Genomic DNA, 12,156 nt, shown 5'->3' with positions numbered 1-12,156 from the left:
CCTGCCGCCAGCGTTCAATCTGAGCCATGATCAAACTCTTCAGTTTAAAATCAGTAGTGCCTAAAGGACACCAATCTTGGCTCATCAATTTTCTGACAAATATTTCTCAAATAAACTTCGAGTCATTTCTACCATCAATCAATGAAAATAATTTCGATTGATCAACCAGTAAAAATCCACACAAGTTGTTCTTCATAATCTCTTAATGATCTTCTTGCTCTTCGTCAGAAACAAGCTACCAGGCAACTCACACAACAACCTAACTTAATCAGCTAAGTTCGTTTTGCTGTATCGCCTTGATGCAGCGTATTCTATACACTTTAGAAACAAGCGCAAGGGCTTTTCTCAAAAAGATTCAAAAAAGTGACTTGTACGTTTATTTTTTAATCTAAAATGTTATTTTTAGCCTTTTCTGAGAGATTTTCCAGATTTTTTGCATTAAAAGTATAACCAAATATAAATCTCTGCACTCTACCTATTAAAAAAGCATCAATACCATTTGATCCTTCATACTTTATCTTTTAATTCGTCTGTTCAGCCAACCAAGTCATAAATTTTTGACGTTCAGCTTTGGAGGCCTTTTGCCATAATTGAATGAGTTGTTGATCATTCTGCCCGACGAATTGAGTTTGAGGAGTGGCGACCGTAGCTACACTAGCTGCCTGAGCATATACAGGTGCTGGTTGATTAAGTGATGTTGCTGACTTGCTACTCATCTCGACTGTTTTGGTCAATACATTATTTGCAAACCATGTTCTCGCTGCATCTTTAGCGCCCGCTTGCTGAACAAGCAGCTGATTTTTTGCATCATATAAGCCAATGATGGGCTGATCCTGGTACTTTTTAGCTTCGTCAAAATTCTGAGGTGCATTAATTAACGCTAAACGATAGGTTTCACCATCTTTAAGCTCTGGAGTTTTTACAGTAAGCACTCCCGACTTTAAAATGTCATGTGAATTATCAGAGTGCTGAAAAAACTCATTATAGCGGACGCTGATATTATTCATTCCAGCATCCAGTTTATAAGTTGAATTAGAACGTAATAGACTTGATTTTATTTCCTGATTATTTACCGCAACGATCTTAATTTCTTCAGGTACTGTAATAGTCACCGCTGAAAAAACCGAGGTACTAAACAACAGTGCCGCTACAGTTGCCGCAATACGAAAATCCATATCATCTACTCATTTCAAGTTAATTATTAAAGTTGAGCTGCACTATGCCGCGTCGAAATGACAATTTTATGACAAAAACTTCTCTTATTTCACCTGAACTTTTAGCATTTATTTGACTGGCAATTTTAAATTATCTGCTATTTAGCCAGTACAAATAAAAAAAGAAGCACAAAAGCACTTCTTTTTAGCTGAAACCCGATTTATGCAAAGGTTTTAAAACGCTCCGCATCATCCATAAAGGTTTTTTCGCCCGCAGGTGCTTCAATAGAACCAAAAACTAATTGTGCGCGAAGCTTCCAGTGCGATGGGACTTCAAAAGTTTGTGCAACTTCTTCATCAATAATTGGATTGTAATGCTGCAACGAGGCACCGATATTTTTCTCTGCCAAAGCTGTCCAGGTTGCAAACTGCGCAATGGCTGAAGAATGCTCTGACCAGACCGGGAAGTTATCGGCATAGAGTGCAAACTGTTCTTGCATCGATTTCACCACATTCTGGTCTTCATAAAACAATGCGGTGCCATAACCTGCTGCAAAACCATTAATTTTATTATTGGTTGCTTCAAATGCATCTGTCGAAACAAGATCACGCAAGGTTTCACGCACAATATGCCAGAAAGTATCATGTGATTGACCAAATAAAATTACCACACGAGAAGTTTGCGAGTTAAAAGATGATGGGCTGTGTTTAACTGCATCTTTAATGAGATTTTCAATTTCAGCCTGCTCCAGGCTCACATTTTTCCCAATGGTATAAATGCTTCGGCGCTGTTTGATTTGATCTAAAAATGCCATAAATTCACCTCTATGTATTTTGATTATTAAAAACTGATAAAGTCATACTACGTGTTTTGAGCACTTAAAACAGGTGCATTCCCATAACAATGTGTTTTATTTATAGAACAATCAGACTTAGATCTGAATAGAATATTTGTATTAGATTTCATTCGCAGCATCCATGCTGCTATACCGTCCTTCATCGGTTTTTAACCCAATACTTTAAAAAAGTGCTGATCTTGCTGTTCTAATTTTTCTTTTGCTGCCTGCTCAATCGAGCCAAAGCAAAGTTGGGCACGTAACAACCAGCTCTTTTCAATGTCAAAATGCTCGGCGACTAAAGTGTCGATCTGCGGATTATAATGCTGTAAAGATGCACCTAAACCCGAATCTGCCAGTGCAGTCCATACGGCAAATTGCGCCATTCCTGATGTCTGTTCAGACCAGATCGGGAAATCTTCTGCATTGAGCGGCATTTTCTTTTGTAGTTGCTGAATCACGGCTTGATCTTCGTAAAATAAAATCGTGCCATATGCCGCGGCACACTGATTTAACTTGATCTCTGCACCTTCGTAAATATGTGTGGGCACATGCTGGCGTTGAACCTGTTTGACAAGTTCCCAAAACTTATAATGAGAATCCGCAAATAACACTACAATCCGCGTACTTTGGGAATTATAGGCTGAAGGACAACTGCGAACTGCTGCCTGAAGCATTTCACTCAGATACGCCTGACTATAATGTACCCGCTTGCCAAGTTCATAAATACTACGGCGCTTTTTCAACTGATCAACAAAAGTCAGTTTCAAATCATCATCAGGTTTGTTTTTTTTCGAAAATTTAAAGTCCTTGGTTATATCACTTGTTAATACCTGACCAATTTTATTTAGCAATGCCATTTCTTCCCCCCACAAAACCCAGCTAAAACAGCTCGAATAATCCCATACAAGTATAATGGCTTTATTACGGTAGATAGATCTGGTTCATATTTTCTAGCTGATTTTTAAAGCATTCAAACCCCTCAAAAACAACAAACTCCGCACTTAGCGGAGTTTGTGTGAATTATCACGCATTATTTATTTTCAGTTTCAAACAATGCAGCAACAAAAGATTTGGCAGAGAAAGGACGCAAGTCATCAATTTTCTCACCCACACCAATAAAGCGAATCGGCACATGAGTACGACTGGCAATATTAAACAGCACACCACCTTTAGCAGTCCCATCGAGCTTGGTAATGGTCAAACCGGTTAGGCCTACCGCCTCATCAAACATTTCGACCTGGTTAATGGCATTCTGACCTGTTCCGGCATCGACAACCAACATCACTTCATGTGGTGCAGTTGCATCAATTTTCTGCATGACACGTTTTACTTTGGTCAACTCTTGCATCAAATGACCTTTGTTATGCAAACGACCAGCTGTATCAGCAATTAATACATCTACGCCTTTGGCACGCGCACTTTCAAAAGCATCGAAAATCACTGAAGCCGAGTCTGCACCATTGCCTTGAGCCACGACCGCAATATTATTACGCTCACCCCAGATCTGTAGCTGCTCCGTTGCAGCTGCACGGAAAGTATCACCTGCCGCCAGCATGACAGTCTTGCCTTCACCTTGCAGACGTTTGGCCAGTTTGCCAATCGTGGTGGTTTTACCTACACCATTTACACCGACCACTAAAATCACATAAGGCGATTTATTCGGATCAATGTGTAGCGATTTTACCCGGGGTGCCAATAAAGCCACCAGTTCTTCCTGAAGCGCCTTATACAGTGAATGCGAGTAGATCAAGTCACCACGTTCGGTACGCTCAGTCAGGTTAGCAATGATGGTCTTGGTGGCTTCCACACCAATATCGGCCACCAGCAGCTGCTCTTCGACTTCTTCTAATAATTCATCATCAATTTCTTTACCACCGATCAGGATATTGACCATCCCATCGGCAAGGTTTTTACGGGTTTTGGTTAAACCCTCTTTCATACGGCTAAAGAAGCCACCTTTCGCCGCAGAATCTTCATTTTCAGTTTCTGTTACGACAGGTGCAGAAACTACAGCTGCTTCGCTTGGCGTTTCTACGATAGGCACATTGACCGCAGGTAAGCTCGGTAATGTGACATCATCATCTCCGATATCAGCATCAATCAAAAATTTGTTTTGCCCATTAGATTGCTGTTGCATGCCGAATCCTTGAAAAGCATTGCGTTAAAAACCCAGATTCTACCATAACTTGCCTGCTTTGCAGCTAGCAATGCAAATGCTGGACAAACATACCAAAAAGCTACAGCTCTTGGTTGCTTTCATCTCCGCATTTATTAAAAATAACCCTAAATACAAATGCCTATTTTTTGGGAGATCTAGTGTCCGCTACCTTTTTGACTGTCTCCTCTTTTTCCAGAATGATTAAACAAACGCTTTATCCACTTGGTGTCCTATTGCTGGGATTAAGTATTAATCAGGCCCAAGCCCAGACTCGTAGTGAATTATCACGCACCACTTTTGAAACCACTTTAAGTAATGGATTAAAAGTCATTATTCGGGAAGACCATCGTGCGCCCATGGTGATGACCCAGATCTGGTACAAAGTCGGCAGCAGTGATGAATCTGGCAATATTCTGGGGGTCTCGCATGCACTTGAACACATGATGTTCAAAGGTACGCATAAAGTTCCAAATGACGAATTTACCCGTCTGAGCCGGATTTATGGCGGTAGCATCAATGCCGCCACCTTTACCAATTACACCAATTATTATCAGCTCTATCCTAAGGCCTATTTCCCTATGGCACTGGAACTTGAATCTGACCGCATGAGCAATTTATTACTGCGGCAGCAGGACTTTGCGCCAGAAATTAAAGTGGTGATGGAAGAACGGCGCCAGCGTACCGATGACAACCCGCGCGCTCAGGCCTTTGAACGCTTTAAATGGATCAGTTATCCGACCAGCCATTATCGCCAACCGGTGATTGGACATATGAAAACCCTGAACAATATTCAGTTAAATGATATCAAAAAATGGTATCGGGACTGGTATAGCCCCAATAATGCCATTCTGGTAATTGTTGGAAATGTGGAATCGGAAGCGGCTTTAGCGCAAGTGCAAAAATATTTTGGAGATATTCCCGCGCGTCCAACACCGCCACGTAATGATGTGCTGGAGTTTGAACGCTTAGGCTATCGGCATATGGAAATTAACAGTAATGTTCAGGTGCCCAATCTGTACATGACCTGGAATGTGAAATCCCTCGGCACTGCCAAAAACCCCCAAGATGCGTATGCCTTGACCATTATTCGTAGCCTTTTGGACAGCGGCATTTCTTCACGCCTGCAAGACCGTCTGGTGCGTGATCGTAAAATTCTGACCTCTGTCAGCGCTTCTTATGATCCTTATAATCGTGGTGACAGCCTGTTTGGCATTTCTGCCTTACCTGCGCCAGGCGTATCTTTGCAAGAGTCACAACAAGCGATTCAGGATGAAGTGGATTTACTCAAAACCACCGCCATGACCCAACAGGAAGTAGATCGTATCAGCACCCGCTTTATCTCCAGTTTGATTTATAGTCAGGATGATATTGCCGGCCAGGCCAAAATGATTGGCAATCTGGAAGTCAATGGACTGAGTTATCGGCTGATGGATGAACTACCCAAGCATTTTGAAAGTGTCAGCGTTCAGGATATCCAGCGTGTCGCCAATGCCTATTTCGTCCGAGACAATCTCAGCACACTTTATCTCTCACCTGAACAAAAAGCCCAATAATGGGGATTGCAATGCGTCATCATCTTCGCCCTTTTTTACTTATTTTTATTTTAAGTTTTGCTTCTGCTGTTCATGCAGAAAATTATCTGGACCCTCAACCCGATCAAAACGATAATCCGAGTCAGTTACAGTCTATCCCTCTGTTGCAAAGCCTGAAAAATCTCAATCCGCAGCGTGAATTTCAGGCACCGTATATTCACGACCTGAACAATCGCTATCAGGTACGTACGCTATTTGTTGAAACCCAAGATCTTCCAATGGTGGATATCCAGCTGACCTTTAATGCCGGCTCGGCGCGTGATCAAGAAATTACTAAAGGACTCTATGGCCTGTCCAGCATGGCAGCCAGGCTGATGCGTGAAGGCACAGACAGATATAGTGCGAATCAGGTGGCGGCAATTTTTGACCAAGCCGGCGCACAATTTAGCGTACAGGCCTATCGAGACATGTTTGTGGTTCGGCTGCGTACGCTTTCAGATCCAAATAAATTGGAACCGGCACTCGGAATGATGATGGAAGTTCTAAAGAATGCGTCATTTAAACCCGCCAGTATTAATCTGGCTTTAAGCAATACCCAAGTGGGACAAAAGCAATTACAGGAAAATCCAAGCCGGCTGATGGATATTCGTTTTTATCGTACTCTATATGGTCAGCATCCTTATGCAGAACCAATCAGTGGCACCCAAGGCAGTACCAAGAAAATTAATGCCGAATTATTAAAACAATTCCGTGATCAGTTTCTGGTGGCGCAAAATATGAATATTGCTATTACCGGTAAACTCAGCCCCAAACAGGCGCTGGAACTGTCAGAACGGATTGCCGGCAATTTAACTCAAGGTCAAAAAGCAGCTGCATTACCACAGCCTGAAATTAAATCTGGTTTTGAAGTGGTGCATTTACCCTATAACTCGTCTCAGGCGCATATCACTTTTGGACATATAGGGCCATCACGCTTTACTGAAGACCGACTGGCCCTAGAAGTCGCCAACCGCATGTTTGGCGGGAGTGGATTTAATGCGGTACTCATGCAGGAACTGCGGGTCAAACGTGGTTTTAGCTACGGCGCTTATAGCTCATTCAGCTTTAGTCAGGCACCCGGAGTATTCAGCTTTAAATATTCTACACGGCAGGATCAGCTACTAGAGAGTATTCAGGTTGCACATCAGGCATTTATCAATTTTGTCAGCCAACCGATTGACACTCAACGTCTGGAAGAAACCAAAGCAGGCATGCTGCGCGCCTTCCCTAACAATTACAGCAGCAATGCCACCATTAATGCCCAGTTAGGCAATATGGGCTTTTATAGGGAGCAAAATGATTATTTATCCAGTTATCCGAAACGTCTGGCCAGAATTAGCGCAAAGGATGTGCAAAATGCAATACGCAAACATTTACATCCAGACCGCCTAACGCTTGTCGTGGTCAATAAAGAACTGGATAAAGATGCCTTGAAAATGCGCTTGGAGCAGAATTTAATGGATGCCAATTTCAATTTGCCAGCAAACCCTGTGCCTAAGGCATCTCCACCGAGAGCGGTGGCAGCTGACGCGCCCGCAGAGACTCCTGCTGATAGGCCTGCATCAATTTAAGATACTGCCCACGACGGATGTGCTGCTGCTCTAACAGAGCCAGTGCCAGATCCTGAGTTTGGGGCAAATTTTGCTGTTCAGAAAGTTGCCGAATCTGGGTGATTTGAGAGATGTTAAGCGGACGATAGAGAGCCAATGCGGCTAAAAATAAAATTACCACAACCATAAAAATGACAACAATATTATAAATCTGTTCCAGCTTGATTCTGCTGAACCATTGAATTAACTTTTCTGTATCTATAGACATACACTACCTCAAGTTAAAGGTAGTGTATGGTTAGGTTTATATAAGTTCAAGTCAGTAGCGCCATATTTAGCAGGGCTAAAACCCACGACTCTGCGGATTAGCTCATCATTCTGCTCAGAATAGTTGAATACAGCACCAATGCTACAATCACCAATACCAGTGCAACAGCAAATTTACTTAACCCCGCTTCTGCTTCAGGGGGATGCAGGCGATCTTCATCTGCAATTCGAACCAACTCGCCATTATAGAGTTTATAGAACTGCTCACGCTGATTGACATCCAGAGCACGGGTAAAGTCATACACCTCTTTACGTTGTGCCAGCCCATAATTACCCAGATGCGTATATTTACTAAATATAGCGTCATCCAGTTTTTTGCGATGCAAATGTGCAAGTTCCAGGATTTGCCCAGCAGTTGGTGGCATATCAAAGTTCACACCATCTAAAGTTCTTGTCATCATGGCTTTCTCCTTATTGTTTGATCTCTATTTACAATTTATCTTAATAATATTTATAAGTGTGTATAGTTTAGTCATGTAAACTATAACTAAAGTAAACGAATAAAATCGAATAGTTGACTTTTCCATTATTTTGTAATATTAGTTTAACAATACTAAGTTATATTTGTATTTAGACTGATTAGTCTGTCCTGTAATCATAATTAAAATTAAGGAGTTTTTATATGATACAACAACTCTCTCAACACGATCTGGAACATCTGTATGCAGATGCCGTGAATACCATCCAATCCCAAATGAACTTTGTGGATGCGGTAAAACAGCTTGAAGATGCAGCTCGTGCAGGTCATGGTAAAGCGGCGCTTTTTTTAGCAGAACTTTATTATCAAGGCTTCCGTGTAGAACGGGATTCACTCAAAGCGCAGTACTGGCAAAACATGGCCACCCTGCAAGCATGATGAAACGTCACCTAGGTGGCGTTTTTTTCCGCTCTTTTTTCGATAAATAGCAATAAATACATATTCTCTTACGAAATCTTGCAAAGCTGAAACAGTAATTTCATACAAAGTTCCTAGAATAGAGCCAGACACTTAATTGCACTTTATTCTAATGAAACCACGAAAAATTATTCAAATTGATCCGATCTGTAAAGAGTCTCTTTTCAAGATCACCATGCTGAAATCCCTAAGGAATTGTGGCGAGCTATGGGGCGCATATCATCAAGGCTGGGCCATGATGCGCGATCAGGAAGACTGTATTTTTCCCTTTTGGCTGAATCCACTGGATGCCAAAAACTACGCCAAGCAGCATTGGCCGGATTATATCCCGCGTAAAATCAACTCTGAAGATTTTGAAAATGCATTATTGCCGACCCTGTCACGACTGAATGTTACGCCAGCCCTGTGTAATACCAATGGCACCAGACTCAAACTGACTGCTGCACAAATGCGTCATCTATTTTTTTCTGAACAAAGACTGCACATTGCTTAAATAACATGTTATTTATAAAGACTAAAACCTAAACACTTAGAGATGTTCAGGTTGAATGCATACTCTAGGATTAATAATAAATTGACCAGTAAGGATGATTAAGCATGACCAATGTGGCACAGGTGCTCAATGAAAAAATGCATCAAGCTATTTATACCATCCGTCCAGATTCTACAGTTCTAGAAGCCATCACCTTGATGGCCGACAAAGGAATCGGGGCGCTTGTGGTAACCCATGAAGACAATGTAGTCGGTATTCTGTCAGAGCGAGATTACACCCGTAAAATTGCCCTGATGCAAAGAACCTCATTCGACACCACGGTTAACGAGATCATGACCTCTAAAGTGATTACCGTAACCACATCTACCACCGTAGAAGACTGTTTATCGCTGATGACTGAACGTCACCTGCGGCACTTACCAGTAGTGGAGAATGAAAAACTGATCGGTTTGATTTCAATCGGAGATCTGGTCAAGGCAGCAATGGATGATCAACGCAAACTCATTGAACAGCTGCAGCAGTATATTTCAGGTTAAAAGCATCTCTGGCTTTCTCTCCAATATTTGAAGCGCATTTAAATAACTGAAGATCAAGCTTCGATTGAATGTATAAAAAATCCCGGTATATAACCGGGATTTTTTATACTCGTGTTTTGGATAAAATCAGTTTAGACCTAATTTTTCTGCCACATAATCCGAGTCTTTATCACCACGACCAGAAAGATTGACCACGATCTTGACTTCTTTTGGCAATTTGCCTGCTTCACGAATTGCCCAGGCCACTGCATGTGAACTTTCTAAAGCCGGCACAATACCTTCTACACGCGACAAGGTCATGAAAGCATCCAGACATTCCTGATCGGTGGCGGTGGTGTACTCGACCCGGCCCAAATCCTTAAGCAGACTATGTTGCGGCCCCACACCAGGATAATCCAGGCCAGAAGCAATCGAATGTACCGGTAAAGGTTCACCCTGCTCATCTTCCAGCACATAGCAGGCCATACCATGCAATTGACTTGGTTTACCCAGTGTTAAGGTCGCCGAATGCATATCGGTGTCCAGGCCATGACCTCCCGGCTCTACGCCCACCAGCTTTACTTCCGGTTCATTTAAAAACGCGGTAAATGCACCCACTGCATTGGAACCACCGCCAACACAGGCCACCACATAGTCCGGGTTTGCACCAAAACGGTCATTACTTTGCACTTTGATTTCATCACCGATAATGGACTGGAAATCACGTACCATCATTGGAAATGGATGCGGCCCCACCACCGAACCAATGGCATAGATATAATTTTTCGGGTCTTTCAAGTATTCTTCAAATGCACTATCAACTGCATCTTTCAGGGTTGCTGTACCACGCGTCACAGAGATCAGGCGCGCACCCAGAATCTTCATTTTTACGACGTTTGGATGCTCTTTTTCAATATCCACCTGACCCATGTGAATTTCACATGGAATCCCAACCAAGGCACAGGCAGTTGCCAATGCGACGCCGTGCTGACCCGCACCAGTTTCTGCAATGACTTTGGTCTTGCCCATGTATTTGGCCAGCAAAGCCTCACCCAGACAATGATTGATCTTGTGTGCACCTGTATGATTTAAATCTTCACGTTTCAGATAAATCTGTGCACCGCCTAACTGATCTGACAGACGCTTGGCATGAAATAAAGGACTTGGACGACCCACATAGTTGGCAAACAGGTCTTTAAGCTCGTTCTGGAATTCTGGAGTATGGCGGATTTCCTGATAAGCGACATTGATATCGTCCATCGCCTGTTTTAGATCGGGCGGAATAAACTGACCGCCATATTGACCAAAAAAGCCGTCCTCATTGGGTAAAGCAATACCATTAATTTGATGAGCCATAATAATTCCTGAACTTTGGAATGTACAACAAATGACTTTATCCTAAAATAATGTGGTTAACCCACTCATAATTATAGATAAAGCCACTAACAGAAAAATAAAATTAACGCGCGAGATATTTGGTCATATCTTCAATGCCTTTCAAAGTCATTGGAAACATATGATCTTCAAAGATTTGCTTAATTAAACCAATGCTATGCGTGTAATGCCAATAGTTTTCTTCTTCGGGATTCAGCCATGCGGTTTTATCAAAATGCTGTCGCAGACGCTGTAGCCAGACCTGTCCTGCTTCATCATTCATATATTCAACCGAGCCGCCGACCGAGGTGATTTCATAAGGCGCCATACTGGCATCACCGACCACAATTACCCGATAATCGCGACCATAGGTATTGAGTAAATCCCAGGTATTCATGCGTGAACTGGAACGACGGATATTGTCTTTCCAGACATAGTCATACAGGCAGTTATGGAAATAAAAATAATCCAGGGTTTTAAATTCGGTTTTGGCTGCGCTAAACAGTTTTTCACACTGGGCAATATGTGAGTCCATGGAACCGCCGACATCAAACAGCATCAGCACCTTAATGCGGTTACGGCGCTCAGGCACCAGCTGTACGTCTAAAATACCCTGCTTGGCGGTTTCACGAATCGTGCCATCGATATCCAGCTCTTCGGCTGCACCCTGACGCGCGAATTTACGCAAACGGCGCAGTGCCATTTGCATCTGACGACTTCCCAGAATCTGCTCATCATCGAGGTTGCGATATTGACGCTGCTCCCAGACTTTCACCGCAGAGCGTTTCCGTCCCGGCCCACCAATACGCACCCCTTCCGGATGATCGCCATAGGCACCGAAAGGCGAAGTGCCGCCGGTACCAATCATCTTGTTGCCACCCTGATGTTTTTTATGCTGTTCGCGCAAGCGCTCTTCCAGCATTTTCATCAGCTCTTCTAATGATCCGGCTTTTTTCAGCTCTTCGCGCTGTTCAGGAGTCAAATGCTTTTCAAGCAGTTCAAGATCGAACCAGTCTTTGGGCAGCTTATGCACCTGATTCAGCAGTTCATCCAGATCAAAGGTCGCGATACCATCAAAATAGTCTTTCATGGCGCGATCGAATTTGTCGAAATAGCGCTCATCCTTAACCATTACAGTTTTGGCCAGCTGATAGAACTCATCCTGATCGGCAAAGACCAGTCCAGCCGCAACCGCCTGATTCAAATCGATCAGCTCACGGGTTGAGACCGGTACGCCGTATTTGCGTAAGGTATAAAACAGTCGCACAAACATGCGTGTT

The 12,156-nt window shown here is 42.9% G+C and carries 13 protein-coding genes; 5 read left to right on the top strand and 8 right to left on the bottom strand.

Annotation, left to right across the window (positions count from 1 at the left end):
* Positions 1–521: 521 nt before the first annotated feature.
* From FTT75_RS04060 to ftsY, 4 genes are all read right to left on the bottom strand, one after another.
* Positions 522–1,175 (bottom strand): DUF2057 domain-containing protein, encoded by a 654-nt coding sequence (locus FTT75_RS04060; RefSeq protein ID WP_074383185.1) that lies wholly within the window; start codon positions 1,173–1,175, stop codon positions 522–524.
* Positions 1,176–1,375: 200 nt separating this feature from the next.
* Positions 1,376–1,969, bottom strand: coding sequence for a nitroreductase family protein (locus FTT75_RS04055; protein ID WP_005097059.1), 594 nt, complete (start codon positions 1,967–1,969; stop codon positions 1,376–1,378).
* 191 nt (positions 1,970–2,160) lie between these two features.
* On the bottom strand, positions 2,161–2,850 hold the full coding sequence (locus FTT75_RS04050; protein ID WP_005097060.1) for a nitroreductase family protein: 690 nt from the start codon (positions 2,848–2,850) through the stop codon (positions 2,161–2,163).
* 173 nt (positions 2,851–3,023) lie between these two features.
* Positions 3,024–4,130 carry a signal recognition particle-docking protein FtsY gene (gene ftsY / locus FTT75_RS04045; RefSeq protein ID WP_180185930.1) on the bottom strand — a complete coding sequence of 369 codons (1,107 nt, stop codon included), beginning with the start codon at positions 4,128–4,130 and terminating at the stop codon, positions 3,024–3,026.
* Between the two features lie 179 nt (positions 4,131–4,309).
* Between ftsY and FTT75_RS04040 the strand changes: the two genes are divergently transcribed.
* Complete coding sequence (locus tag FTT75_RS04040; protein WP_180076432.1) at positions 4,310–5,704, top strand: pitrilysin family protein; 1,395 nt, start codon at positions 4,310–4,312, stop codon at positions 5,702–5,704.
* Between the two features lie 11 nt (positions 5,705–5,715).
* The gene (locus tag FTT75_RS04035; protein ID WP_180185929.1) at positions 5,716–7,293 is read left to right on the top strand and encodes a pitrilysin family protein; all 1,578 of its coding nucleotides are present in this window, start codon (positions 5,716–5,718) and stop codon (positions 7,291–7,293) included.
* Here the strand turns inward: FTT75_RS04035 and FTT75_RS04030 are convergent.
* Entirely contained in the window at positions 7,217–7,540 is a 324-nt protein-coding gene (locus FTT75_RS04030; protein WP_005170656.1) for a hypothetical protein, read from the bottom strand. The genes FTT75_RS04035 and FTT75_RS04030 overlap by 77 nt on opposite strands.
* A gap of 97 nt (positions 7,541–7,637) precedes the next feature.
* Positions 7,638–7,997: a hypothetical protein gene (locus FTT75_RS04025; protein ID WP_035337940.1), complete on the bottom strand. Its 360-nt coding sequence runs from the start codon at positions 7,995–7,997 to the stop codon at positions 7,638–7,640.
* Positions 7,998–8,221: 224 nt separating this feature from the next.
* Between FTT75_RS04025 and FTT75_RS04020 the strand changes: the two genes are divergently transcribed.
* The 3 genes from FTT75_RS04020 to FTT75_RS04010 all read left to right on the top strand — a co-directional run bounded on the left by FTT75_RS04020 (position 8,222) and on the right by FTT75_RS04010 (position 9,523).
* On the top strand, positions 8,222–8,455 hold the full coding sequence (locus FTT75_RS04020) for a hypothetical protein (RefSeq protein WP_005097069.1): 234 nt from the start codon (positions 8,222–8,224) through the stop codon (positions 8,453–8,455).
* Positions 8,456–8,606: 151 nt separating this feature from the next.
* The gene (locus FTT75_RS04015) at positions 8,607–8,987 is read left to right on the top strand and encodes a DUF2750 domain-containing protein (protein WP_005170652.1); all 381 of its coding nucleotides are present in this window, start codon (positions 8,607–8,609) and stop codon (positions 8,985–8,987) included.
* Positions 8,988–9,091: 104 nt separating this feature from the next.
* Positions 9,092–9,523, top strand: coding sequence for a CBS domain-containing protein (locus tag FTT75_RS04010; RefSeq protein ID WP_005170650.1), 432 nt, complete (start codon positions 9,092–9,094; stop codon positions 9,521–9,523).
* Positions 9,524–9,649: 126 nt separating this feature from the next.
* Here the strand turns inward: FTT75_RS04010 and trpB are convergent, their stop codons facing one another.
* A complete protein-coding gene (gene trpB, locus FTT75_RS04005) occupies positions 9,650–10,858 on the bottom strand; it encodes a tryptophan synthase subunit beta (RefSeq protein ID WP_005170649.1) in 1,209 nt (402 codons plus the stop codon).
* 103 nt (positions 10,859–10,961) lie between these two features.
* Entirely contained in the window at positions 10,962–12,149 is a 1,188-nt protein-coding gene (locus FTT75_RS04000; protein WP_100357027.1) for a VWA domain-containing protein, read from the bottom strand.
* Between the last annotated feature and the right edge of the window lie 7 nt (positions 12,150–12,156).

Origin of the sequence: Acinetobacter sp. YH01008 (genome assembly GCF_013420435.1) — a bacterium.
Taxonomy (GTDB): Bacteria; Pseudomonadota; Gammaproteobacteria; order Pseudomonadales; family Moraxellaceae; genus Acinetobacter; species Acinetobacter pseudolwoffii.
This window is presented reverse-complemented; position numbering and strand designations above follow the sequence as displayed.